We start from the raw sequence: 24,459 nt of genomic DNA, 5'->3' as shown, positions 1-24,459 counted from the left end.
TTTTTCCTGATTCATAAGGACCTCCTTAAATTGTCTCTCATTTAGTTATAGTTATTCGTTAAGAATAACTTCGCCATTGTGGATGTAAGACTTGGCCAGACATATAGGCAGAATCAGCTGAAACCAAAAAGACGTAACAGTAATAACCTCCTTAGGTTCCCCCTCCCCGCCCGACCTATGGGAACGCTGCTACCAAATTTTTGGACGTGCTTAGGAGAAAAACTGCTTGGAATCAAAGGAGTCCAGATAGGGTCGGGTCTCTCAAGCAACGCCGTTTACTCGGATTCCCTTTTTTGATTTTGATTCGGATTCCCTTTTTTGATTTTGATAAGGTTTTCAGATAAAGAGCGAGTAAATGAGACAATGGCTCCTTTAGTGCCCGAATAATCAATGAGTTGTTCACTCCCTATATAGGCGGTAATGGACGTAATGTTAATTATAACGCTGCCTTTTTTAAGGTAAGGCAAAGCGGCTGTAGTCAAATAAAAATAGGAAAAGATATTGATTTAAAAAGTTTTTCTTAGCTGCTCGCCGGTAATGTCTTCGAGATTATCCTGAGGATATTATTGGGCTAAATTATTCATCAAAATATCAATTTTTTTAAACTTTCTAGTGGTATCTTTTACCACTAATTGGCAAAAAGCAGGGTCAGCTATATTTCTGGACAAAAGGAAGGATTTTCGTTCTTTTGATTCAACTGCTTTCTGAGTGGCAGTGGCATCCTTATGTTCATTGAGATAGGTAACACCTTCAATACTAAAAGCGACGGCAAACGGCACGGCCGATGCCACTATCACCTACAGTGATAATAGCCTACTTTGTTGAGAAGTTTATCACTGCCTTGGTAATCAGGATCTTGGTATTTAGGACAAAAAATCATTTTGGACTCAATTCTGGGCTGAGTCTTTTGCTTCTAGGCGGGATGTTGCTGCTTCGATTTTCGCTCAGGGGGCATAGCATTCCTCCTGAATATCTAGAGATTAACCGTACCTCAACAGAGGAGAGGGATCAAGTAACACGAAATAGTTGCCACATATTTTTACAGTTCTTCACAGCTATTCTTCTAAACACTTTTTCTATATAATGCTCACTTAATTTAGTCTGGGAGCACTTTATAGGGGAACCGACATTGGCTGTGTCGATGATCAATTTAAAAAGCATTAGTTACGATTATCCTTTGCAGCTTTGGGTTGTTTGTTTTACTGGCTCAGTGTTTTTTTCTTCGAGTTTGTTCAGATTAATATGTTTAATGCGTTAAGCCCTAATTTAATGCGTGCTTTTCATATTGGGCCTAGCTGTTTAGGCCATCTATCAGAAAATTATTTTTATGCCAATGTCATTTTTTTGTTTCCTGCTGGGATGCTGCTCAATCGAGTATCGACGCGAAAAGTAATCATTTTAGCTATGGCAGCGGCAGCTAGCGTAGTTTGCATGTTTAGCTTCGCAGCTTCCACATCAATTTGGCAGGCAGACTCATGTCGTTTTGTTACCGGAATTGTAGGATCTTTCTGCTTATTAAGCAATGTTCGCTTAGCTTCCCGATGGTTTGAGCCTCGTCAGATGGCTTTAGTTATCCGCTTGATCGTGAACCCTGGCCATGATCGGAGGAATGGTTGCACAAACCCCATTTACCTTTCTGACGGATGCCCTGGGGTGGCGAATGACCTTACTCATCGACGCTTCTTTAGGTCTCATAATGCTCTTGTTGATTGTCTTATTAGTGAAAGATTTCCCTCTCGGGGTCAGGCCAGTCTTTTCCGAGAGCATCAAATGTATTTGCACGACCTAGGTCTTTGGCGAGTATTGTGGCGAACTGTAAAAAACAGTCAGAATTTGGTTATTAGGTGGGATCTGTATAGCTCGTTAATGAATTTTCCGATTTTTTTTTCTGGGCGCTATGTTGGGAAGCCTTTATTTAGTTCAAATTCGAGGGTTAATGCGAGCTGATGCTTCTTTTGTAAACTCTATGCTGTTTATAGGCACTATTATTGGTGCTGCTCCAGTAGTGGGATGGTTGTCAGATAGAATCAAACGTCGGCGAATACCTATGATGGTGGGCGCTGTTATTGCGTTATTTCTAATTTTATTATTGATGTATTTACCGTATTTATCATTGCTAGCCTTGCTAGTCTTATTAATTATTTTTTGGGGACTCGGATTTATTATCAGTACACAGATTATTAGTTATCCTTTGATCGCTGAAAGTAATCCTTTGGCTCTAACTGGCACTGCGGAGGGTATGGCTTCCGTCTTGATTATGGCGGTTGGGGAGGAGAGGGAGTACGCAACCTCTATTTGCGCGACTAATGGAATGGCGATGGTCACATCAGGTTGTTAACCATGTGCCTTTATTTTTATCCAGCGATTACCAATTCGCGTTGGCGGATTATGCTGCTGGTTTTTATATTTAGGATTAGTCATGGCGTATTTATCCAGGGAAACCTATTGCATCTCTTAATAAAAGAAAGACAAATATAAAATGAAAGAATCTCTAATTAGTTTCGATAATTCTCTTGAGCTATCAGAGTCAGTTCCACATACCAATCTTTGGCGAGCTTGGGTGGTATGTTTGTCGGCATCTCTTTTTTTCTTTTATGAATTTATTCAGATGAATATGTTTGATGCAATTAGCCTTCCACTAATGCAGGCTTTCCATATCCAAGCAACTCAATTAGGGCAATTATCTTCTTTTTATTTTATCTCGAATGTTATTTTCCTTTTTCCAGCAGGGATGTTACTCGACCGATATTCCACCCGGAAAATAATTTTGTTCTCACTTAGCGTTTGTATTTTAGGCATTGCCGCTTTTGCGCTAACTACTTCATTATTTTCGGCTTGCATTTTTCGCTTTTTGATGGGTATTGGGAGTGCGTTTTGCTTTTTAAGTGTCATACGCTTAGCCACACGTTGGTTTTCCTCCACACGATTGGCCTTGGTTACAGGCGTCATTGTAACTATGGCAATGCTAGGAGGAATGGTAGCGCAAACACCTCTTACCTTATTAGCAGAGGTATTAAATTGGCGAAAGGTTTTATTAATAGATGCGGCTTTTGGCTGCTTAATTTTTTTGATTATTGCGAGTGTTGTGAAAGATTTCCCTCATTATCATCTCGAACACCATCGTGTAGAACGTCAGCAAATTAATGACATGGGTTATTGGAAAAGTATGGGCTTAGCTTTTTTAAAATTACAAAATTGGCTAGGTGGAGTATATACTTGTTTAATGAATTTGCCTTTATGTTTGTTGGGAGGAATTTGGGGTATATTATATTTGAGTGATGCGCATCACGTTCCAAAAATTGAGGCTACCTATATTACGAGTATGTTATTTATGGGAACTGTCATGGGTGGACCTCTGGTAGGCTTTTTATCTGATAAAATTGGTTTACGAAGATTGCCGATGTTAGTAGGTGCTATTTTATCGTTAGCCTTAATCTTAGTAATTATAGAAATACCCCATTTGTCATTCTTTTCTTTGCTTATACTATTTTTGGCAATGGGTTTAACCACTAGTAGTCAAATTATTGGATATCCTACAGTCGCTGAAAATAGTATACCCGTAATAACAGCTATGTCAGTCAGCGTTGTTAGTATTACTACTATGGGTGGACAGGCTATCTTCCAACCATTATTTGGTCGTCTCATGGATTTGCATACGATTTATTTTCATCATTCAATGGGTGTTTACGTGGCTTCAGATTTTCACTGGGCTATGTTGATTTTACCTATCGGATTTTTAATCGCTCTGGGTGCTGCTCTTTGTTTACGAGAAACTTATTGTCGTTCTCGGAATTAATAAATGAAAATTAGAATGTCAACAACGGCATAGAAGACTTTTATTTCGCATTAATCTTATTAATAGTAGGAAGCCCATAGGCGGTTTTTTAGGTGTTTTATTTGGTGTTGGCGACGGTATTGTTCTATTCTAGTTCCTATTATTAACGATTTCACCCTTTTCCCATGTGGCCCATGGAGCTGTTATGCATACTGCGGTCGGAATTTCTTTCGCTTTGCTCCTTCCCAATGCTTTTCTCGCTGCGCAGCATCAGTACAAAATGGGTATACTTTGATTTTCCATTATTCAAACAATGGGTGCCTTTTGTGATTGTGGGAGCTATTATGGGAGTTTCCATACTATTATGGGAGTTTCCATAATTAAATTTATTCCTAATAGGTATTTAAAAATTCTTTTTTCTATTAAAAAAAATCTATCGCGTTTGGATCAACTACTAGTATTTTTATTGGTTGTGTATATAGCTCTTATGCCATTTTTCTATTGATAATGGCGTTTTATATGACTTCTCATGTTTTTATTAAGATTATATAAGATATTAATAGTTTGAGAAGCAATAAATTTATTACTTTTCAATATTGATTATAAAGAAGGGCTCATGTCGATGAATAAAACTATCTTTTTTCTGTTAATGGTTATCTTTCCTGTATGGGGATTTTCGGCTACTAAAGAAATACCTCTATGCCAAGAGAATAAAGATTGTTTTTATGTTTCGCCTCAGAGCCTAAGTATTCGTTATAACAACACTATAATTTTCGAAGGTCAGCCTGCTGATTTGACACTTGTACAGCACCTAAAAACCGATAAGAAAATAAGCTTCCAGAGAGGTGATCTATAGATATTTTTTTGTTTTTTTTACGGTCTAATCAGAGTCTTCTGGTAGATTTTACCGCCAAAAAATACGGTTGCCATTATCTTTTCTATTGTAGGGAGAGAAGCAAAAACTCTGGTTTTATCCATCATCAGAGAGGGGAAAGTGATACCCGAGACTAATCTGACCTGGATAAATTATTTAACAAACAATATGGGCGTTCAAAATAAAACTGAGGCCACTTCGGGATTATCCATGCAATTTCTAGGCGCGCTGTATTCGGATTTTTTAGATACCTTTATTGTTGACAATATTTATGACAACCAATATTGGTTTAATAAGTTGGGGAATAATTTATTAGTCTTTTTTTTTAAACAAATCGTATTTTTATTGTAAAGCCGACTATTTGTTGCTATTTCAAAAACTTATCTCGCCAATAAAAGACATAATTAGTTTGTTACCCTAGCTCAGAAAGAAGAAGCAGCTCCAAACATCCATAAGCTCTATGGAGCTCCTTTGATTTATTTATGGGGAGATGAGCTCATTGGGGCTTCGAACGTGAATTAGAAAAAAATTACAAAGTATTCTTTCAGAAAAATTACATACTCCGTCTGAAAATATCGTCAAATATCTTTCATATTTAGGAAAAACCAAATATCAGAATGCTGTTTTGCAGCTATTAGCAGATCAATCTTAGATTTTTAATTAGGGTAAATATGAATTTGAATAATTGATGATGAATTTAGTAAAAGATAAGTCACTTTACAATAGGTCTAGATTCGTTGTTGTATGCTTAAATTCTGAAGCTACTTCCCTGTTAAAGAAAGGGGAAAATCGATTAACGACAAGCGAGCAAATTGAATTTAATAAAAATTTAATTCAATCCATTTTTAGTAGTTCAATTAATCCAGTTTCTGAATGGAGAAATGGAGTTTCTTTTTGGATGTTGTCACAATTCCAATCTATCGACCTTTACCACGCGTGGCTTGGGTTTGATGATCGTTCGCTAGGGATTCTAAATCGAAATGTTATCAAAGAAACTGTAAAAGATGGCTATCTAAATAGCTCCTTACGATTCCTAATAATCAAGTCCTTTATCAAAAAAGATACGATCATTGATCAGAAGGGTGTTCCACTTCGCGGATTCCTTAATATTGGATGGACATTAAATTTGGACTTTGCTATGCCAGAAGTAAAATACCGCCCTCGAGAAATATTAAAAATTCACCAAATACCTTTTAATTCTTAGTTTTTTGATACGGATGGTGCAGGAGAACTTTATAACGATTTTTCAAAAGCACATAAAATGACTCAAGTACAAGACACGAAAAATTGTTTGGAGCGAATGTGTTATGCAATTGAGCAAGAGCATCTTAATAATTGGAACGGAAGACGGTTATGATTATAGTGTGAATGTTATCGCATTTGGTCACGGCAATGTCACCGCCGATATTTGGGATAAGGATATATAAAGGAATGAGGTGTCTCAATAATATTACATGGGAAAATACTTTTCTCCATTGGGGATTCCTCCAAAATATGCTAAAAATTAACTCTGTTAAAACCTCTCATTTTTGAAATTTATTTTTCACCTAAATACAGTATTCCCTTGTATCAATTGGTCTATCATAACAGCGTGATCGTTAGCGATCATTGGGAATATGCTACATTTAAATTCCCGAAAGAAATAATTAATAATGTTCTTAAAACATTTCTCTACGATTATCCTCTTCTGCTTCACTTAGACCGGTTTTATTGGCAGAAGCACAAACAATTTTTGAAATTTTATTTGCCGACGTGGAAAAACTTTGCCTTAATGGTTGTGTGGACACCGAGATGGTCGACTTTCATTATCTCAGTCAAAATCGATTAATACAAAACATCGCATTTAGTAATTATATTTGAGTAGTTACCATTTTTTCAGAAAGTTCCTACAGCTTAAGCATGGCAAGCGGGTACTACAATTCTTTCTAGCGGAAAAAAATATTAATGTGCAAATAATACGATTAAAAGTCCCACGAAAAAAGTAATTGTCGCAAGGCATGTTTTTCTGGAGCTTTATAAGGTTCTATTAATAATTCTTCGGCTACCAGGTAAGGTAAGGCAGCAACCCCCCAAAGCAATAATTGCTATTTGAATACTGTAAGATAAATCAGAAACGACACCAAAGCCCAACAAAGCCCCCAATAAAATACAAAGCGAAATGAGAAAAATAACAGTAATGCCACTCAGTTGTTTATCATTTCTTTTGGCCATGTTTAAAATAGTTACTATACCGAGAAAAAGAGTTTCCAGAGCTAATGCTAAGGCAGTAATAATTCCGCTACTTTAACTTGTCAAAAGGAACCCCCCTACTAAGATACCATCAATAAAAACATCGATTACTACAACAATGATGAGCGATAACGGTAGTTTTTTTTAACGGTCGGGTAGATACCAGAAAGTTTATCGGCAAGCCATTCTGTGAAAAGCATCACAGCAACGCTGGCAGAAAAGCCAAGGACGATAATCCAACGGATTTCGTGATGAATTAGAATTAATACAGGGATTAATTCTACAGCAACTGCAGCGAAAGCGAAAACGACTCCTGCTGCAAAGTGTTGGACTACGCTTGTTTAAGGCTGAAGTAGGTTTTTAAAGAAGCTTAAAATCCCTCCGATTAGCATTAATGCTACAGGGATGCTAGTGTATCCTAGTACTAATGTCCAGGAAGTATTCATGACAATGCTTCCAATTTTGCGTAACTGGACACCAGCCATTTTTCCCCATGGCTGTCAAATTTGACTTGTAGACGAGTGTTTTCACCTTGGCCTTCGTAATTAATAATGATACCACTACCAAATTTGGTATGATTAACGCGCTGTCCTACATAAAATTCGCTCTCACCCGCTTGAGGTCGTTGATAGGTAATAGAAACTGGTCGAGATATTTTAGGTGTGGGTCGGACTATGTCGATTAATTCTGGTGGAATTTCATTCAAAAATCGTGAAGGCTGATTAAATTTTTCTAGGCCGTGTAAATGTCGACATTCGGCGTAAGTTAAAATTAATTTTTCCTTAGCACGAGTCATTCCCACATAACATAATCGCCGTTCTTCTTCCAATCCATTTTCACTATCTGTAGACATATGATGAGGAAACAAGTTTTCTTCTAATCCACCTATAATAACTAAGGGAAATTCTAGTCCTTTAGCAGAGTGCAAGGTCATCAAATTTACACAATCACTATGCGAACTTGCTTGCTCTTCACCGGTTTCTAAAGCGACGTGAGAAAGAAAACCATCTAAGGGTGATAATAAAATAGTCTCGTCCGTCATCGGCTCTGGGGTAAATTGCGAGGTGGCGCTGATCAATTCTTCTAAATTTTCGACGCGAGAAAGTCCTTTTTCATTTTTATCTTTTTTGTAGAGAGCGAGCAAACCACTCTGATTTAGGATTTTTTCCGTTTGTTCAGCTAAAGAAAGGTTTTTTGTTTGCGCACTGAGTGTTTCGATTAAATTTAAAAATTGTTGTAAGGAATTAAGCGCGCGAGCGCTCAAACCCTGATTATTAATTAAGTCCATTGCAGCTTGCCATAAAGAGATGCCTTGGTCACGAGCGGCAGCGCGCAATGTTATCAGTGTGGTATTACCAATACCACGGGTGGGGGTATTGACAACACGCTCAAAAGCAGCGTCATCATGGCGGTTGGCTAATAAGCGCAAATAGGCAAGTGCATCTTTAATTTCTGTTCGTTCGAAGAACTTTAGGCCCCCATAAATACGATAGGGGATTTGTCGATCGATAAGACGTTCTTCTAATAAACGGGATTGAGCGTTAGAACGATAAAGAATTGCGATATCGCTGTATTTTCGTTCTTGTTGTATCCACGATTCAATGCATGAGATGATGTAAAAAGCTTCATCACGCTCATTGAAAGCCGTGTATAGGCTAATTCGCTCACCTGTATTGCTCGTGGTCCATAATTTTTTTCCGAGACGATTCGTATTATTTTCAATAACGGCATTGGCAGCGTCGAGTATGGTTTGTGTTGATCGGTAATTTTGTTCTAAACGAATTGTTTGAACATCAGTAAAATCCCGAGAGAAACGATGAATGTTTTCTATCTTCGCGCCGCGCCAACTATAAATAGATTGATCGTCGTCTCCCACCGCCATCATTCCCGTATTATCCCCCATCAAAGCGCACAGCCAGGCGTATTGGATAGTGTTGGTATCTTGAAACTCGTCCACTAAAATGTGATGAAAGCGTTGTTGATAGTGATGGCGAATCGATGGCACATCGCGGAGCAATTCAAGCGAGCGCAATAATAATTCCGAGAAATCAACGAGCCCACTCCGGCGACAAACTTCTTCGTAGGCTTTATATACTTTGACTAGAACTTCTGTGAAATAGCTGTCATCGCTACTATTAGCGACTTGATGAGGTCGCCAACCTTTTTCCTTTTGCTTATTGATAAACCATTGGGTTTGTTTAGGTGGCCATTGGGTTTCTTCTAAATTAAGACTCCGTTGAACACGACGAATTAAACGGTATTGATCGTCGGAATCGAGAATCTGAAACGATTGGGGTAGATCAACTTCTTTCCAATGTACTCGCAGTAAACGATGAGCCAAACCATGAAATGTCCCCACCCACATTGTCCTAATGGGAATACCCAGCATCGCTTCAATTCGTCCTCGCATTTCGTACGCAGCTTTGTTGGTAAAAGTCACTGCTAGGATGCTATAAGGAGGTACACCTTGTTGTTGGATAAGCCAAGCAATGCGATAAGTTAATATACGCGTTTTGCCACTACCTGCGCCGGCTAAAACACGCACGTAGGGAGATAAGGAGGTAACCGCCTCTTTTTGTTGAGGATTTAATGATTGTAAAAGAACCAAATTTTCCATGTCATCCATTGTACCCGAACTGTGCCGAGGTTGACAGAAGCCTATGAACTAGCGATGATGGCTCCATGCCTAAATTTGAACAGAAACCGCGATTGCTCAGTGGCGATACGCCAACAGGGCGTCTCCACCTGGGAAACTGGGTAGGTTCAGTTGAAGATCGGGTTTCTCTCCAGGATGAATATGAATGTTATTTTTTGCTCGCCAATACTCACGCGTTTACTACCCAGGCCGAAAAACCTGAGGCGATTCGCCAAAGCACATTAGACATCGCTCTCGATTATTTAGCGGCGGGTATTAATCCCGACAAAAGCACGATCTTTATTGAATCGGACGTCCCAGCCATTTTGGAGTTAACGGCTTTTTTTAGTATGCTCATTCCGTTTCCCCGTTTAATGCGAAATCCCACTATTAAAAATGAAATTCGAGATAAAGAATTGGGGGACAATTATTCGATGGGTTTTTTATTATACCCTGTTATGCAAGTAGCTGATATTTTGTCGGTTCGTGCCGAAATCGTTCCTGTAGGTGAAGATCAAGTTCCCCACCTGGAATTAACTCGTGAGGTGGCGAAGCGTTTTAATCAATTGTATTGCGGAGTAGACCCGCATAGTGAAGATAAAGATTATTTAAAGGCCGGTGGTTTATTTCCAATACCGGAAGCTAAGGTTGGGCGTGTCCGGCGATTAGTTGGGACTGGAGGGCCTAGTAAAAATGGCCAATTATTAAAAATGAGTAAATCGCTAAATAACGCCATTTTTTTAAGTGATCCGCCGGATGTTGTGCGAAAAAAAATTATGAATATGTATACGGATCCGAATCGTTTACGCGTGACGGATCCAGGAACCGTTGAAAATAATCCCCTATGGGTTTTTCACGACACCTTTAACCCCGACAAAAAATGGGTAGAAAAAGCGAAGCAGCGTTATCGTGAAGGTAAAATTGGTGATGTAGAATGTAAAAAGCGCTTAGTGGACGTATTATTAGAATTTTTGGCGCCTCTTCAGAAACGTCGTGCTGAATATGAAACGAATCATACGTACGTGTATAAAATTTTTCAGAATGGTGCTGATCAGGTTAATGATATTGCGGACGAAACATTACGCCTTGTAAAGGAAGTAACCCAGCAGAATTATTTTTAACCTACCTACAAGGCGCTAAATGGATAAAATTTTTGTGCATAGAATTTCTTTGAAAAGATGAAATAAGTTAGATTTAAGAGCAAAATTCTTGACGTTTTCCAAAAAAGTCAGTTAGTATAGCCGAAATGCCGATTTAATCATTAGCTTTCAGGCACCAAACAGCTAAAGTGGTTGAATCATTAATTGAGTTCCTGCCGAATTTCCTGTGCAATCATTATGGTAATCTTTCTATCAATGATATAAGGAGATACTACACGTGGTTTACGCACGTAATTTACGGTTTTCCTCGCATTGGAATTAAACGTGAAATGAAAAAAAATCGTAGAGGCTTATTGGCGAGAAGAAATTTTACAAAAGCAACTGCATCAACAAGCCCTTCAATTACAGCTTTCTCATTGGAAGATTCAAGCAAAAGTGCCGGCCTTGATTTTATCTCTGTAGGTGATTTTGTTGGTATGACCCCATCACGTTTTCGGGAATTAAATTCAAATCCAACTGACACAATGTTTTGCATGGCTCGGGCCAAGCCCCTAATGGGATTAAAACATCGGCTTGCGAAATGACTAAGTGGTTTGATACAAATTATTACTATATTGTTCATGAATTTACCGTGGATCAAACCTTCGAATTGCAGACGAAAGAATTATTCGAATATACAAAATTGGCTCTGGAAAACGGTTACCGAGCAAAGACTGTTATTTTAGATCCTCTATCATTTTTGTGGTTAGGGAAAGTAAAAGGGAAACCTTTTGATAAATTATCCTTACTAGAAAAATTGATTCCCGTTTACAATGAAATTTTTAACAATTAGCTTATCTAGGAGTGAAATGAGTTTAAATTGGCGAACCAATTCTAGTTTTAGATTTACCAAAAGAATGGCAGTAGAGCTTTTTTCAAACTTATCAAGATATTAATTTTTCTAATCTTAAAAATTTATTGGCTACTTATTTTAGTTTTCTCGAAGATAATTTATCCATCGTCTGCCAGTTTACTAATAGATGGTTTACATATCGATTGTTGTCGAGCACCAGAGCAGTTTAATTCTCTGTTGCCTCAATTTCAAAAAGAAAAAGTATTGTCGCTAGGCATTGTGTATGGGCGTAATATTTGGCATAATGATTTACATCGTTCATTAATTTTTTTAGAGAAAGCTCAAATTTCTTTAGATAACAGATTATGGGTAGCGCCTTCTTGTTCGTTATTGCATTGCATGTCCCCATTGATTTGAATCAAGAAAATAAATTGGATATCGAATTGAGATCATGGTTAGCATTTTCCAAACAAAAGGTTGAAGAAGTAACGTTATTAGCGCGTAGTTTATGGGAAGGTCGAGAAAGTATTGCTGTTGCACTATCAGAAAATAATTAGGTCATTTTATCTCAGAAAACTTTTAGGTGAATCTACAATGCAAATGTACAAAAACAATTAACCACTATTACTAAACGATGGATGCGGCGTCAACACGAGCACGCTATACGTAAAGAAGCACAAAAAAGTGTCTAAACTTACCTTTATTTCCTACTATTACCATTGGTTTGTTTCCTCAAACCCCAGCGATTCTCTGTTTACGACGCAATATAAGCAAGGGACTTTAGATGAAGTGACGCTACGAAGAAAATATTTTTCAATATATTGCTGAAGTAATCGGTGTCCAGGTTGACTTGGGATTAGATCTGTTAGTACATGGGTGAAGCAAAATGGAATGACATGGTAGAATATTTTGGAGAATTGTTGGAAGGAATAGGAATTACTTCCAATGGTTGGGTACAGAGTTACGGTTTCGCGTTGTGTTAAACCCCCGATTATATAGTGATGTTAATCGTGACCGTCTCATGATTGTGCATTGGATTGAATATGCCCAGTTACTCAGCACTAAACCCATTAAAAGGCATGCTGACAGGCTTTCTTAGAATTCTTTCTTGGTCATTCGTTCGTGATGATCAACCACGTTCACATACAGCCAAACAAATTGCTTTAGCTTTGCGTGATGAAGTACATGTAGAGGCTGTAGGTGTCAATGTCATTCAAATTGATAGAGCCTACTTTTCGGGAATGCTTGCCGTTACGAAAAGCAGATTAGCAGGACTATTTTAATTGGGTAGTAAAATGTTTTCGGCTAGCCTTATGTGGTGTATAAAAGACTAAACACAGATTCATACTCACATGTGTTATGCCGAATTCAACGATATTATTGAAGCGATATCAGCCTTGTATCTAGATGTTATTACTATTGAAAGTTTCCGCTCCCAAATGGAGATTTAAAATCCTTTGAAAAATTTGATTATCCTAACGATATTGGGCTAGGTATTTATGATATTCACTCTCCGCATATTCTACACATTGCTGAAATTAAAGATTAGATAACTCGTGCGCTTTAATACATTCCTATAGAACGCTTATGGATTAATCCAGATTATAGATTGAAAACACAGGGTTGGGAGGAAGTTAAGAAAGCACTTCATCATATGTTCCAAGCAGCCATTCACTTATGAGAGGCTTTTACTACGGAAAAAGATTCTTTATCCGAGGGGAGTTGCGTCCAGCCAGTACATAAGGGGAAGTAACCAGATATAAGAGCATGAAAGTTCGACATTTCTCTCTAAGCTTTGAACTGTTTCCACCTATATGGTGCAGAGGTTCGATAAACTTCGGCAAACATGGCGAAGACTTGATCCGATTTTTGCGCTGGATTATTTTTCGGTGACATTTAGTGCGGGTGGGCGAAGTCAGGATAAAATGAAGCATGTCATGAAAGCTTTATCTGAAGAAGTTATTGATGTTGCCCCTCATTTGACTTGTATTGGGCTCTCTAAAACTGTTGTTAGAGAACTACTGCATTATTATAAACAATTAGTCATTAAACGGTTGGTAGTGTTACGAGGTGATTTTCTTGAAGGAACGACATTAATCCATGAAGATTTTGAGGACGTCAATGAAATTGTGGCATATATTCGCAAGCTAATGGACAACTATTTCTATATTGAGGTAGTTGGTTATCCAGAATTTTATCCTGAATCAGAAAATGTAATGGATGCACTTAAAAATTTTTAGAAAAAATTCAGCTGGAGCTAATTGGACGATTATTCAATATTTCTATACTCATGACGCCTATTTTTATTTTTTAGAAAGTTGCCAGAAACTACATGTAAATGTTCCCATTATTCCAGGAATTATGCCAATTAATGATTTCAAAAGATTAATGAGATTTTTAAAATTTTTAGAGTAGAAATATCCCGATGGCTTTATAAGCAGTTAGAAACTTATAAGAATGAAAAGAAGTGCTTCAAAGATACAGGGTTGAAGTAGTTACCAGACTTTATGAAGATTTATAATCAATTATGGGGTTCCAAGACTGCATTTTTATACTTTGAACTAAAGTAAATCTACACAAATAATTATTTCCCATTTAGGATTGTTGGCAGATTGTAAATCGAAAAAATGCTGTTTTACCTTGATTTTTTTTAGGATAAAAGACAGGTTTAGGCTATCTATTTAGTGGATAAAAATACGAGTCAGGCCTTCTAGAATTATATTTCTACAAAGAAGTTATAAGACTAATTAATGAAAATTAATTTTTTAAATTCTTTACTAATAATTTATAAATATCGAATCAGATTTGAGTTGAGTGGTTTAGAGAGATAACTGCCTTAAATAAAATGTGAATAGCCAGTACAAAAAATCATCAAGCAATATAGAAAATCAAGGATTTTTCAATTCTGTTAGCACCATTTAAAATTTTTATAAATGAGTTATTAATGAATTTTCTATAATCTCAAATTCAAGGACGGTATGCAATATATTTGTGTCGTTAACAACATCGATTACAGCAGTCACAAGATTTTTCGTTAATTGAGGAGATAAAAATCAATAGCTAATTTGAGACCTTTCATTGAAATTAATGCTTATCATTCTTGATATTGACGACAGGCTTCATGAATGACTCACTATCCAATAGGAATTATTAGATCAGACTGTTCGGCGATTGATATAAATTCTTCTGGAAGTAGTTCACCGAGTTCAGGATGGTACCATCTTAAAAGAACTTCCATTCTATAATTTTTTTGATTAATCAAATCGTATTGAGGTTGATAAATGAGATGAAATTAATTTTTTTCTAAGCTTGAATAAGGTATGTTTCCAGAATTTCTTTTACCATCAATTTATTCTTGTTATTTTAATAAAATGATCTGGATGTAAAATTCTAACTGGTTTGAAAATATAGGTCAACAAAGAATTTTCCCCAATGATAATATTAGCGTTAACAAATTATTCTTGGAATAATTTTATTTGATACTAATCCTACGTAATTAGGATTCAAAGAAAGCCGGCCTAAATAGGGAATGTTGTTTTTGTCAATAAAAAATGTAGTAAATAAATGACTTAGAGTTCCTTGAATTCCTCAAAATTGGGTAAAATGATAGGCGATTACTTTAACAAGAATAAAATCGTCAATACGAATAAACTCTATATCTAAAGTGAAAATATGAATTTTATCTTGTAAAGGAGCATTGACAGGAACAATATTCATTGTAAAACTTTAAAAAGCTAGTTAACCCTCGGTAATTTTAAGATTTACGACTGTTCCAGTAATTGGTAATCGGATAACATTATTATTTAATTGGTATTTTTACTTTTTGTATCTTGAATTTTGTCGTAAATAACTCTTATTAAAATTTTCGTAAACGATTAGCTGAGTCAAGTTTTCTACTCTGAGTTAATTGAATCAGACAATTTTCTGCTTCTTGTAAGGTTTTTTAAGTTACTAAAATTTCTTTAGTAAGACGAAAAGCAGTTCCATCTGTAGAATTCAAAGCCCTTTCGGCATGAATGAGATCTAATTTAGATATATAAGCGGATTCTATCAAATTCCTAAACATGTCAACTTCTTGTTGATAAAGGGCAAGGTTTTTATTAGCCGTTTCTAGCTGTGCACTAAATTTTAAAAATTCTTTTTCTCGTCGAAAAAAATTTTTTGTACGATAACGGCCTCTTGCAAATTTAATTTCTTGAGATTGCATTTGATAAAGATGATGTTGTTTTTTTAATATTTTATCAAAAAAATATCAATTTCATTATTATGCACTGAAGATGTTGGTAATATTAGCTAGTATTTCTTTCCTTTAATAAAATATTTTTTTACGATCTATATCAGATAGTAAATTGAACCGTTCCACTTCTAATTTTTTTTAATTCTGATTTTTCTAACGTTTCGTGGATTTTTGAAAGAGGTTACCTTTGATTTACGCAAGTGCCTTTGTTGACTAATAGTTTATAAACAATGCCACCTTAAGGATATTCAAAAACAATAATCAAATCCACAGAGGTAATTTCTCCTACTATCAAAGATAATCTTAAAGTTTTACAAATGAAGCCAAAATAAGAAGAGCTAAAAGAAGTTCACAGATCATAGTAATAAGTGAAAAAATAATCGTTGTACTTGAATGGATTCAATGTGAGTTTTTTAGGTAAATACTACAGTTGCGGTTCCTTCATTTAACTCTGATCATTATTTTCGGAATAATTTTTGAAGTTTTTTCTTCTTTGGAAAGTTTACCCTGTTCAAGAATAATAACGTGATCTGCCAGCTGAATATGGGAGGGCAAACTATTACTAGGACAATTGTCTTCTTTTGATATTATTTTTTCATGAGCATCATAAGTATTTAATCATTTCGCTTATTAAGTGCGGCACTGGGTTAGTCTAAAGAAGAATAGCTGAATTTGACAATAATGCTCGTGCTAAGGAAAGTCGATTTTGCACGCTGGAGCTAATAATATTTTGGTATTTATCACAGATTATCGTTTTCAATCTGTTAGGTATAGCATTTATTTCTTCAGTGAGATTTACTATCTCTAGTACACTGAGAATTTTACTATCTGTAGCTAAGGAGGTTGTTAAACGGAGATTCTGTTCTATTGTGTCATAAAAGAATTTGTTGTCTTCTACAACGTAGCTGATTTTTTCCGGAGTTCTAATAAATTAGCTTACCTTACATTCTTACTATCGATTTAAATCATTCCTGCTTGTGGCGCATAGAGACCTAATATCAATTTTATCAAGCTTGATTTGCCTGAGTCAGAAGGGCCTGTGATGGCGGTAGTTGTTAGCTCAGGCAAGTTGAAAGAGAGATTAAAAACAGCTTATTTACTTTAGGTAAATAATAGAAAGTGATATTAGAGAAATGAATCTAGCTAAGAATATGTCCAATACAAGTTCTCAATGATAAAGTTGAGTTTCATGAGGCATTTTAATCAGTGCCAACAACTGGTTAATACTAAACTGTATTTGTACAATTTGAGTAATAGAGATAAATGTAGTACGAAAAGGATCTAAAATTCGCAAATTTAATATCATTACTGCAATTTAATGCATCTATTGTTATGATTCCAGAGAAGAATTTTATTATACTAAAACGGATAACTAAGAATCTCACCATGAACACAGTGAATTCCGATAATGCAGTAATTGAATTATGAAAAGTGCTAAGTGATAAGCTAAAAACACCGTCTCTGATAATAATTTGATAACAGATTTCCCAAATAGGAGTCGCGTTGGTATATTTCAGGATGTCCATTTTTTCTCATGATTTGAGCAGGAAATAATTTTTTTCTGAATTAATATGAGATGGGCATTTAATATATTGAAAAATTAATTTATAAAACAATAGAATAAATAATAAAAATAGTGTCATTGTAATAATTGGAGTTAAAGCGAGTATTCTAGATAGAAATGCAATTATTACTAAGAATAAAATAGAACAAGTATGTTAAAATAATATTTATTAATTCTCCTGTAAATATATTTTGTAAGGAACCATAATATTTAACTTTCTCAATCTGAGAATCAATTGATTTTTTTAAATAGGAAATTGGCAAAAATAAAATTTTTTCTAATATTTCTCTTCCTGTCGTTACATATAATTGTCGTTACATATAATTGTCGTTACATATAATTGTCGTTACATATAATTGTTTGCCAATATTGTTTGAAAGGCTACCTTAAAGCCTTTCAAACAATATAATTCCAATAAGAGCGATGAGGACGCCTTCACTAAAAGCCCCATAGAATTTTGGTAGATAAAGCATGAACTACCTAATTATAGATAACCAGGATATAAAGTGATATGGCTAATGTAAAAATTCCGATTGACAAGTTAATGATAAGTAATTATGTTAATTTTATTTAAATCTTTTAATAAAACCAAATAGCTAAGAAGTAAGTTGTCGTTGTTCGACTTCATATTCTTTCTTAATAAGCTGACGAAAGTAAAAATAGTCTCTTCTGTGGTAAGAGGAAGGTTATCTTATTCCTGTTTTATTCTGAAAAAGTAACATAGTGCTTATCTTCGCGTTTGAATAAAATATGAAGAATTTGATCTGAAGTGATAAATAGACAAGGAAGAAATTGTTCATTCAAATTGGCTAAGGAAGTTTGAAATTCTTTGTATCTAAAACCCAATGTCTCAATCATTTAGAGAAAATTATTAATCTCAAGACATGCAGAAAAAATAGGGAATGCTTGGACGATATTGCAAGTATTTCCTCCGAAATGCGAAGCTTCTAGAAAAGGAATAAGTCAGAATAAAAGGGGAGTAAATTAATTAGATAAGATAATTTTTGGTTTTGCAATTAGTTCGTGGATTGTGGTGTGGGAAATGATTTAGATAATACCTTGAGATAAAACTTCGCTAAATCGTCCCAACGATAGTTTCGAAGCCTTCCGGGAGGGACTAAATAAGTTCAGATAACCTGAAATGGTCAGACAATTTTATAGCCTCTTCTATTTTTTCGGAACAGAATAATGTAAGACTTTCTAGAATTGTTCCACGAAATGATTTCTCTTGAGCTGATAAGAAGGAAATTTTTTCTCTTAATTTTATTTTATTGTTGTGATCCTCTATATTTTTCCCGTCGATGAGAATCTCACCTTTGGTTGGTTCATAAAGTCCTAGAATAAGTCTAAGTAATGTCGTTTTGCCACTAAAATTTTATCCAGTGATGCTTATGATTTCACCTGGTGCGAGATGAAAATTAATATCTCTTAAAATTTGTTTATCTTTTTGATATTATAAGGAAAAATTTTTTAAAAGGATATCTCCTTTTATTTCTAACGGATGAGAATTAGAGATTTCTTTCAATTTTTCTAATGGGAATGATTGCAAAGATTCTATTGATTTCTTCGCCACTGGAATTGATTGATATTGTTGCCATAAAACTAATATTCGTTGAACCGGTTGGATGGCTAGTTCGGTCAACAAAACAGTGGCTGCTAGAGCATCTAGACTTAAATTGCCTTCCAGAAGCATTCCACCGCTAGCCAAAATGAGAAGTCCTGATGTGCTATATTGGATGAAGTGTGCGGTTCCTTAAACTCAAGTAGAAGCTTTATGAATCGATCGACTTTCTTTTAAATTTTGTTAAGAAGTCGTTTGTATCTCCGTAATATCAGAGGTTCTGAAACTATAGCTTTTAATGTTTTAGTACCTAAGAAAATCTTAGTTAAAAAACTCTAGAGCTGGCTATCTTCGGCATGTTTAATTTTAACATGAATTTCTAAATCCTTTAATTGCCCTGAAGTAAAAAAAATAAAAATGCAATCATTGCTATTGTAATGAAGAGTAAATAGCCACTGATATAGGCAATCAGTCCAAGAAATAAAAGGACAAAAAGTAAATCGAATAAAGTTATCAATACCTTATTAAGATAATAATCTTTAATATAAAGAATCTCATAAATACGTTTTAAATAATATCTGCTACCTTCTTTTTGAAATTCTTCAAGCTTTATAATTTAAAAGGTGATGGAAAATATCACGATTGGTGAAATATGTAAAACGTGCACTAGTCCAATTAATAGAAATAAATACTCCGCAATACAAAAAAAGAAGCATGGCAATGGCGGTAATTCGGCGGATGATCAAAAATGTAAGTGCGAAAGTCGAATGATGAGGAATAATTCAATCATAGACTTGAATGAAAATTAAGGGGAATGCAAGTGAAAGAAAGTTAATGATAAAAACTAGGTAATAGTAATGCAAGCCACAATGTGGCTGATGTGCCCCATTGGGCGAGAAGCTTCCATAATTCGCGAACAATACCAAAATAATCACGCCACAAGTTTAGCGGTCTTTCATGAAATTCATTTTGAAATGATAAATTCCATTCCATGGTACGCCTTTTTTACTGTCTTCTTACAAATAAAATAGTAAATCATTCCCTTTCTTGAAGACAGAGGGTTGAAAAAATGTTCTGAGGATGAGCTTGAGCCGTATGATCTTGGTCAATATCGACGGAGGTTTCTGTTACAGCGCTGTCCTCACCAGAATGATAGTCCATGCTAGGCCCTTGGCTGCTATCCCAGAAGGGATAGCAGCCGGCTGATCATTTTTAGCTTGTTTGGTTTCTTTACCTTGAACTTTGTTTTCAGCTTTTTCTTTTTTACTAGCCTCTTTGGTGTCTTCACGATCTTCTTCGTCTTCAACCTTTTCTTCCTATTCAGTCTCTTTAGCTTCTTCTTGAGACTTATCTTCAGCTTTTTCCTCAATAGTTTTAGTTTTGTCTGTATTTTGTTCGTACTTTCGGTGGTACCCTCTTCACGAACTACGGGGGATTCTAATCGCTTTCTAGAGCTGATACTTCCTCAGCTTAAATCGTTGTTTCCCCAGTATCTACTCCCTCTTCGGATTTTCCTGTCGTAGAAGAGAGGTTTGCTGCTTTTACCCCCGCTTCATCTAAGGGTGAGATATGAACATTGGGGTCGTGGGGGGAGGAAGGAAGTTTCTGATTGCTCTTCAATTTGAAAGCTTTGTCCTGGAGCAAATGCTGCTTCTGGCATTGGGGACTCAAATGTGGGAGGAGTTTCTGTTTCCTGAGCTAACCCCTTCAGCTCTAGAAGGATTCGTAGAAAAAATACAAGTCTTCCGCTAGGTAATTGACTTCAACTATATCATCCAGTTTCAGTATAATGGGGGAAAACAGCGCTTCCTAAAAGAACAGTTTCATCTGCAGTGGGGGGAATTGCTCATGTCTTCTTTCTTTTCTTGATAATCCTTTAACTTTAATCCTTATCGGATGGCCTGAGTTAGGCTGGATTTCTTATAGGTAGTCATAAATTTCGCTCAATTATTTGAATATCTTATTTCTTTATCCTTTCTCCATCCCGTTAGATCTACTCTCTAAACTATAGCATAAATTAATGAATTAGTGAGAAATTCTTTTTAGAACCTTAGAACTTAGCCAAAAACGCGTATAGATTCTTGCGTCGTTCTTTGTCTTAGTACATATCCTTATCCGCTTCTTGAATAAGTTCATTAATAGCTTTTAATGGACCTGTCGCATAACCAATAAAAAATCCGCCCTTGCTTAGGTTCAAGTTTGGGAGAAATAATTTCTAATTGGGTGTCGCAATGGGTTTCCCAATATTCGTGTCCTCACGGTTAGAGTTGTGCAGAACAAGGTAAAGGAATTCGTCATCACCGATACGAAAAAATAAATCTCTTACTCGAGACTGTGAACGAATGATTTCCAAGTTTCTTTTAATACTTCATCTCCTTTTCGATGGCCATATTTATCGTTAATTGTTTTGAACTGATTTAGATCTAATAAAAAATACTTACTGTTTTTTTAGCATATTGAATGGAATTTTCTTTCTATTTCTTCAAAACTTTTGCTAACTTGGCACGATTATAAATTCCTGTGAGAGGATCAAGATAAGAAAGAGATTTAGTATGTTCAAAAAAGGTGGTGCTAACTAAGCGCCACAGCTGAAAAATTAGCAGTTATTTCGAATAAAAAACAGTCTTCTTCACTAAAATAAGAATTTTTTCTAAATTAACTAATTCCAATACACCAAATAACATATCTTTGTATTTAATGGGAACGGCAATAAGCGAGCGAGTTTTTTGTTTGTCTGAAACGCGGATCATTTTGACAGTCTTGAATAAAGAGAGGTTTTCTTGTCTTTACCACGGTGCCAGCAATGCCTTCCCTTTTTTTAGCGGTATTTCTCGAATGAGGTTTTCATCTAGTCCTTTTGCATAGCATAAACAAAGAAGAGTTCATCAGCCTCGGGATCATAATATAATAAGCTCCAATTGGTGGGGTGAAAAAATTTTCCATCTCTCGCATGATTTTTTTGATTACTGTATAAATACTGTAAGGAGAGACTATTAATTCGTTAATTTATGGAAATAATTGTTTTAATTTGTTTTGTTGCGTAGAGATGATGCAAGATTAATATCGATAGTGATCCAACTTAAACGGTCCTTTGCGACCGATTCCGATATAGGCGGCTTGTTTCTCAGTTAATTCCGTTAATTTAGCGCCCACTTGTTGTAAATGAAGACGTGCCACTTCTTCATCCAGGTGCTTAGGTAATACGTATACGCCCAGGGGATATTTTTCTGGATGTTGCCATAATTCTATCTGCGCCAATACTTGATTGGTGAAGGAAGTCGACATAACAAAGCTGGGGTGGCCTGTCGCGCAGCCAAGATTAACTAAACGGCCTTTTGCCAGGACCGTCAGTCGTTTTCCGTTAGGGAAAATAACTTGATCGACTTGGGGTTTAATGTTGATCCATTCGTATTTTTTTAAAGAATCGACGTCAATTTCTTTATCAAAATGGCCAATATTGCAAACAATGGTCTGATTTTTCATTTGAGTCATGTGTTCGTGGGTGATAATGTCAGTATTGCCCGTTGCAGTAACAAAAATATCAGCGATCGGAGCCATTTCTTCCATGGTCACAACTTGATAACCTTCCATGGAGGCCTGTAGAGCGCAAATAGGGTCAATTTCGGTAATATATACCGTGGCGCCGTAGGCACGAAGGGACTGTGCACAACCTTTACCTACATCCCCATATCCGCAGATAACGACACGTTTTCCTGCAATCATCACATCCGTTGCCTGCTTAATAGAATCGATGAGCGATTCGCGACATCCATAAAGGTTGTCAAATTTTGATTTCGTTACTGAATCGTTTACATTGATAGCGGAGAATCTCAAAGTTCCATCTTTGAGCATCCTATAAAGACGATGAACTCCGGTGGTCGTTTCTTCGGATACGCCGTGAATATCTTTGCCTAATTTGGGATGTTTTTCCAGAAGGTAAGCGGTTAAGTCTCCACCATCATCCAATAGCATATTAGGCTGCCAGCCGTTAGGACCTTCCAAAGTAGAAGCGATGCATTCCCAGTATTCTTCCTCAGTTTCTCCCTTCCAAGCAAAAACTGGAATACCTTTTTCCGCAATCGCGGCAGCTGCATGATCTTGGGTGGAAAAAATATTGCAGGAAGACCATCGAACTTCAGCACCAAGCTCAATTAAAGTTTCGATCAAAACAGCTGTTTGGATCGTCATATGGATACAGCCCGCAATGCGAGCGCCTTTCAAGGGCTGACTTTTTTTATATTTTTGACATAAGGCCATCAATCCAGGCATTTCCGTTTCAGCAATGTCGATTTCCTTTCGACCCCAATCTGCTAATTTACTGTCAGCAATTCGAAAATCTTGAGTCATTATCATTTCTATTTTTAATACTCGCTATTTTGCTATTTTAAGTATGTTGGGTGGTGGTTGAAAGTTAAACCCGCAGCCTCGCGAAGCACTTCCGCTTTATCAGTTCGCTCCCACGTAAATTCTGGCTCTTCCCGACCAAAATGGCCATAGGTAGCAGTAGCTTTGTATATAGGTCGGAGCAATCGAAGATCTTCGATAATTCGTCCCGGACGAAGATCGAAAAATTCGGTAATTAATTGTTGAATACGTACCTCATCAATCTTGGCGGTTCCAAAGGTTTCAACGTTAATTGAAGTAGGCTCAGCAATACCTATGGCGTAAGAAACTTGGATTTCACAGCGATCCGCGACTCCGGCAGCTACTACGTTCTTAGCAACGTAACGAGCGGCATAAGCAGCCGAACGGTCTACTTTAGAAGGATCTTTTCCTGAAAAACAGCCCCCTCCGTGACGAGCCATTCCTCCATAGGTATCAACGATGATTTTTCGTCCCGTTAATCCACAATCGCCAACCGGTCCACCAATAACGAAGCGCCCAGTGGGGTTTACTAAAAATCGAGTTTCCTTTGTAATCCAAGCCCGAGGAATAACAGGCTTAATGATTTCCTCAATCACGGCTTCTCGTAAATCTTTTTGAATAATATGAGGACTGTGTTGTGTGGAAAGCACAATGCAATCTACTACTACAGGAAGGCCATTTTCGTAACGGAGCGTAACTTGCGATTTAGCATCTGGACGTAACCAGGAAAAAATGCCTTCTTTACGCAACTCTGCTTGCCGACGAACGAGGCGATGAGCATAGGTAATTGGGGCAGGCATAAGTACTTCGGTTTCTCTCGAAGCATATCCAAACATCAAACCTTGATCACCAGCCCCTAATTCTCGATCTTCGCGTCCATCAACACCCATTACGATATCCGGCGATTGTTTGCCAATAGCCGAAAGCACGGCGCAAGTCTCTCCATCGAAACCAATATGAGGGTCATTGTAACCAATCTCTAAGACGGTATTACGAGCAATTTGTTCTATATCAGCCCAAGCACTGGTAGTGATTTCTCCCGCAACAAAAACCATGCCGGATTTCACTACGGCTTCACAGGCTACGCGAGAACGGGGATCTTGAGCAATGAGTGCATCTAAAACAGCGTCAGAAATTTGGTCGGCTATTTTGTCTGGGTGGCCTTCCGAGACAGATTCTGAAGTAAATAAGGTTGTGTGCGTCATGTTGTGTGCGTCATGCTAAAATCCCTAATTCAAATGAAGTGGTCATGGTAATAAAATTTTAAGAAAATTGCACTAATATTTT

At 36.5% G+C, this 24,459-nt stretch carries 25 protein-coding genes and 4 pseudogenes; 14 read left to right on the top strand and 15 right to left on the bottom strand.

Annotated features, from left to right (window positions below):
• Positions 1-275: 275 nt before the first annotated feature.
• Positions 276-500, bottom strand: coding sequence for an SDR family NAD(P)-dependent oxidoreductase (locus CleRt_RS14455; protein WP_371440274.1), 225 nt, complete (start codon positions 498-500; stop codon positions 276-278).
• 63 nt (positions 501-563) lie between these two features.
• A complete protein-coding gene (locus tag CleRt_RS10845) occupies positions 564-797 on the bottom strand; it encodes a Rossmann-fold NAD(P)-binding domain-containing protein (RefSeq protein WP_200899561.1) in 234 nt (77 codons plus the stop codon).
• A gap of 445 nt (positions 798-1,242) precedes the next feature.
• Between CleRt_RS10845 and CleRt_RS12780 the strand changes: the two genes are divergently transcribed.
• The 7 genes from CleRt_RS12780 to CleRt_RS14445 all read left to right on the top strand — a co-directional run bounded on the left by CleRt_RS12780 (position 1,243) and on the right by CleRt_RS14445 (position 6,477).
• On the top strand, positions 1,243-1,947 hold the full coding sequence (locus CleRt_RS12780) for an MFS transporter (protein ID WP_235379047.1): 705 nt from the start codon (positions 1,243-1,245) through the stop codon (positions 1,945-1,947).
• Positions 1,937-2,338: an MFS transporter gene (locus tag CleRt_RS12775; RefSeq protein ID WP_235379046.1), complete on the top strand. Its 402-nt coding sequence runs from the start codon at positions 1,937-1,939 to the stop codon at positions 2,336-2,338. Before CleRt_RS12780 ends, CleRt_RS12775 begins: the two co-directional genes overlap by 11 nt.
• A gap of 141 nt (positions 2,339-2,479) precedes the next feature.
• A complete protein-coding gene (locus tag CleRt_RS07995; protein ID WP_048875717.1) occupies positions 2,480-3,796 on the top strand; it encodes an MFS transporter in 1,317 nt (438 codons plus the stop codon).
• 973 nt (positions 3,797-4,769) lie between these two features.
• On the top strand, positions 4,770-5,000 hold the full coding sequence (locus tag CleRt_RS07980) for a hypothetical protein (RefSeq protein WP_157870935.1): 231 nt from the start codon (positions 4,770-4,772) through the stop codon (positions 4,998-5,000).
• A gap of 547 nt (positions 5,001-5,547) precedes the next feature.
• Positions 5,548-5,853 carry a glycoside hydrolase family protein gene (locus CleRt_RS10600; RefSeq protein ID WP_162198831.1) on the top strand — a complete coding sequence of 102 codons (306 nt, stop codon included), beginning with the start codon at positions 5,548-5,550 and terminating at the stop codon, positions 5,851-5,853.
• Between the two features lie 57 nt (positions 5,854-5,910).
• Entirely contained in the window at positions 5,911-6,006 is a 96-nt protein-coding gene (locus CleRt_RS14450; RefSeq protein WP_371440233.1) for a hypothetical protein, read from the top strand.
• A gap of 153 nt (positions 6,007-6,159) precedes the next feature.
• Entirely contained in the window at positions 6,160-6,477 is a 318-nt protein-coding gene (locus CleRt_RS14445) for a glycoside hydrolase (protein ID WP_082160482.1), read from the top strand.
• A 185-nt stretch (positions 6,478-6,662) separates the two neighbouring features.
• Here the strand turns inward: CleRt_RS14445 and CleRt_RS12770 are convergent, their stop codons facing one another.
• A complete protein-coding gene (locus CleRt_RS12770) occupies positions 6,663-6,860 on the bottom strand; it encodes a hypothetical protein (protein WP_235379045.1) in 198 nt (65 codons plus the stop codon).
• 460 nt (positions 6,861-7,320) lie between these two features.
• On the bottom strand, positions 7,321-9,504 hold the full coding sequence (uvrD, locus tag CleRt_RS07965; RefSeq protein ID WP_082160481.1) for a DNA helicase II: 2,184 nt from the start codon (positions 9,502-9,504) through the stop codon (positions 7,321-7,323).
• Positions 9,505-9,560: 56 nt separating this feature from the next.
• On the opposite strand from uvrD, the gene trpS reads away from it, so the two are divergent.
• The 7 genes and pseudogenes from trpS (at position 9,561) to CleRt_RS07950 (ending at position 13,860) form a co-directional block, all read left to right on the top strand.
• Complete coding sequence (gene trpS / locus CleRt_RS07960; RefSeq protein ID WP_048875712.1) at positions 9,561-10,634, top strand: tryptophan--tRNA ligase; 1,074 nt, start codon at positions 9,561-9,563, stop codon at positions 10,632-10,634.
• A gap of 308 nt (positions 10,635-10,942) precedes the next feature.
• A complete protein-coding gene (locus CleRt_RS13665) occupies positions 10,943-11,197 on the top strand; it encodes a hypothetical protein (protein WP_306686703.1) in 255 nt (84 codons plus the stop codon).
• Complete coding sequence (locus tag CleRt_RS13660) at positions 11,194-11,445, top strand: hypothetical protein (protein WP_306686702.1); 252 nt, start codon at positions 11,194-11,196, stop codon at positions 11,443-11,445. Before CleRt_RS13665 ends, CleRt_RS13660 begins: the two co-directional genes overlap by 4 nt.
• Positions 11,446-11,496: 51 nt before the next feature.
• Positions 11,497-11,862, top strand: a complete 366-nt coding sequence (locus CleRt_RS13655) for a uroporphyrinogen decarboxylase/cobalamine-independent methonine synthase family protein (RefSeq protein WP_306686873.1) — start codon at positions 11,497-11,499, stop codon at positions 11,860-11,862.
• Positions 11,811-12,002 (top strand): hypothetical protein, encoded by a 192-nt coding sequence (locus CleRt_RS12755; protein WP_235379044.1) that lies wholly within the window; start codon positions 11,811-11,813, stop codon positions 12,000-12,002. Before CleRt_RS13655 ends, CleRt_RS12755 begins: the two co-directional genes overlap by 52 nt.
• A 315-nt stretch (positions 12,003-12,317) precedes the next feature.
• A pseudogene (locus CleRt_RS12750) lies at positions 12,318-13,126 on the top strand (hypothetical protein).
• A gap of 133 nt (positions 13,127-13,259) precedes the next feature.
• Positions 13,260-13,860: pseudogene (locus CleRt_RS07950) on the top strand (methylenetetrahydrofolate reductase).
• Between the two features lie 718 nt (positions 13,861-14,578).
• Here CleRt_RS07950 and CleRt_RS14440 read toward each other — a convergent pair.
• The 11 genes and pseudogenes from CleRt_RS14440 to metK all read right to left on the bottom strand — a co-directional run bounded on the left by CleRt_RS14440 (position 14,579) and on the right by metK (position 24,377).
• Positions 14,579-14,728, bottom strand: a complete 150-nt coding sequence (locus CleRt_RS14440; protein WP_082160480.1) for an EAL domain-containing protein — start codon at positions 14,726-14,728, stop codon at positions 14,579-14,581.
• Positions 14,729-15,388: 660 nt separating this feature from the next.
• Positions 15,389-15,652, bottom strand: a complete 264-nt coding sequence (locus CleRt_RS12740; protein WP_235379043.1) for a hypothetical protein — start codon at positions 15,650-15,652, stop codon at positions 15,389-15,391.
• Between the two features lie 990 nt (positions 15,653-16,642).
• Positions 16,643-16,753 (bottom strand): annotated as a pseudogene (locus CleRt_RS14435) (ATP-binding cassette domain-containing protein); the annotation flags it as partial.
• A 1,610-nt stretch (positions 16,754-18,363) separates the two neighbouring features.
• Positions 18,364-18,603, bottom strand: a pseudogene (locus tag CleRt_RS14430) (ATP-binding cassette domain-containing protein); the annotation flags it as partial.
• A gap of 96 nt (positions 18,604-18,699) precedes the next feature.
• Positions 18,700-18,939, bottom strand: a complete 240-nt coding sequence (locus CleRt_RS07940; RefSeq protein WP_157870932.1) for a hypothetical protein — start codon at positions 18,937-18,939, stop codon at positions 18,700-18,702.
• 903 nt (positions 18,940-19,842) lie between these two features.
• A complete protein-coding gene (locus CleRt_RS13650; RefSeq protein ID WP_306686701.1) occupies positions 19,843-19,968 on the bottom strand; it encodes a hypothetical protein in 126 nt (41 codons plus the stop codon).
• 309 nt (positions 19,969-20,277) lie between these two features.
• A complete protein-coding gene (locus tag CleRt_RS10505; protein WP_157870930.1) occupies positions 20,278-20,478 on the bottom strand; it encodes a hypothetical protein in 201 nt (66 codons plus the stop codon).
• A gap of 651 nt (positions 20,479-21,129) precedes the next feature.
• Positions 21,130-21,210: a hypothetical protein gene (locus CleRt_RS12735; protein ID WP_235379235.1), complete on the bottom strand. Its 81-nt coding sequence runs from the start codon at positions 21,208-21,210 to the stop codon at positions 21,130-21,132.
• Between the two features lie 200 nt (positions 21,211-21,410).
• Positions 21,411-21,557 (bottom strand): hypothetical protein, encoded by a 147-nt coding sequence (locus tag CleRt_RS12730; protein WP_235379042.1) that lies wholly within the window; start codon positions 21,555-21,557, stop codon positions 21,411-21,413.
• 307 nt (positions 21,558-21,864) lie between these two features.
• On the bottom strand, positions 21,865-23,160 hold the full coding sequence (gene ahcY, locus CleRt_RS07920; RefSeq protein WP_048875708.1) for an adenosylhomocysteinase: 1,296 nt from the start codon (positions 23,158-23,160) through the stop codon (positions 21,865-21,867).
• Positions 23,161-23,186: 26 nt separating this feature from the next.
• Positions 23,187-24,377, bottom strand: coding sequence for a methionine adenosyltransferase (gene metK / locus CleRt_RS07915; RefSeq protein WP_048875707.1), 1,191 nt, complete (start codon positions 24,375-24,377; stop codon positions 23,187-23,189).
• Positions 24,378-24,459: the final 82 nt, after the last annotated feature.

The sequence above is a fragment of the Candidatus Coxiella mudrowiae genome (assembly GCA_001077715.1).
Classification (GTDB): Bacteria; Pseudomonadota; Gammaproteobacteria; order Coxiellales; family Coxiellaceae; genus Coxiella; species Coxiella mudrowiae.
This window is presented reverse-complemented; position numbering and strand designations above follow the sequence as displayed.

What these genes read in the sequence shown, in the direction of transcription:
- CleRt_RS12780 (WP_235379047.1), top strand. Translation starts at nt 1,243, where the DNA reads ATGTTTAATGCGTTAAGCCCTAATTTAATGCGTGCTTTTCATATTGGG.
- CleRt_RS12775 (WP_235379046.1), top strand. Translation starts at nt 1,937, where the DNA reads ATGCGAGCTGATGCTTCTTTTGTAAACTCTATGCTGTTTATAGGCACT.
- CleRt_RS07995 (WP_048875717.1), top strand. Translation starts at nt 2,480, where the DNA reads ATGAAAGAATCTCTAATTAGTTTCGATAATTCTCTTGAGCTATCAGAG.
- CleRt_RS10600 (WP_162198831.1), top strand. Translation starts at nt 5,548, where the DNA reads ATGTTGTCACAATTCCAATCTATCGACCTTTACCACGCGTGGCTTGGG.
- CleRt_RS14450 (WP_371440233.1), top strand. Translation starts at nt 5,911, where the DNA reads ATGACTCAAGTACAAGACACGAAAAATTGTTTGGAGCGAATGTGTTAT.
- CleRt_RS12770 (WP_235379045.1), bottom strand. Translation starts at nt 6,860, where the DNA reads ATGGCCAAAAGAAATGATAAACAACTGAGTGGCATTACTGTTATTTTT.
- uvrD (WP_082160481.1), bottom strand. Translation starts at nt 9,504, where the DNA reads ATGGATGACATGGAAAATTTGGTTCTTTTACAATCATTAAATCCTCAA.
- trpS (WP_048875712.1), top strand. Translation starts at nt 9,561, where the DNA reads ATGCCTAAATTTGAACAGAAACCGCGATTGCTCAGTGGCGATACGCCA.
- CleRt_RS13665 (WP_306686703.1), top strand. Translation starts at nt 10,943, where the DNA reads ATGAAAAAAAATCGTAGAGGCTTATTGGCGAGAAGAAATTTTACAAAA.
- CleRt_RS13660 (WP_306686702.1), top strand. Translation starts at nt 11,194, where the DNA reads ATGACTAAGTGGTTTGATACAAATTATTACTATATTGTTCATGAATTT.
- CleRt_RS12755 (WP_235379044.1), top strand. Translation starts at nt 11,811, where the DNA reads ATGGGTAGCGCCTTCTTGTTCGTTATTGCATTGCATGTCCCCATTGAT.
- CleRt_RS12740 (WP_235379043.1), bottom strand. Translation starts at nt 15,652, where the DNA reads ATGCAATCTCAAGAAATTAAATTTGCAAGAGGCCGTTATCGTACAAAA.
- CleRt_RS07940 (WP_157870932.1), bottom strand. Translation starts at nt 18,939, where the DNA reads ATGCTTCTGGAAGGCAATTTAAGTCTAGATGCTCTAGCAGCCACTGTT.
- CleRt_RS13650 (WP_306686701.1), bottom strand. Translation starts at nt 19,968, where the DNA reads ATGGACTATCATTCTGGTGAGGACAGCGCTGTAACAGAAACCTCCGTC.
- CleRt_RS12730 (WP_235379042.1), bottom strand. Translation starts at nt 21,557, where the DNA reads ATGATCCGCGTTTCAGACAAACAAAAAACTCGCTCGCTTATTGCCGTT.
- ahcY (WP_048875708.1), bottom strand. Translation starts at nt 23,160, where the DNA reads ATGATAATGACTCAAGATTTTCGAATTGCTGACAGTAAATTAGCAGAT.
- metK (WP_048875707.1), bottom strand. Translation starts at nt 24,377, where the DNA reads ATGACGCACACAACCTTATTTACTTCAGAATCTGTCTCGGAAGGCCAC.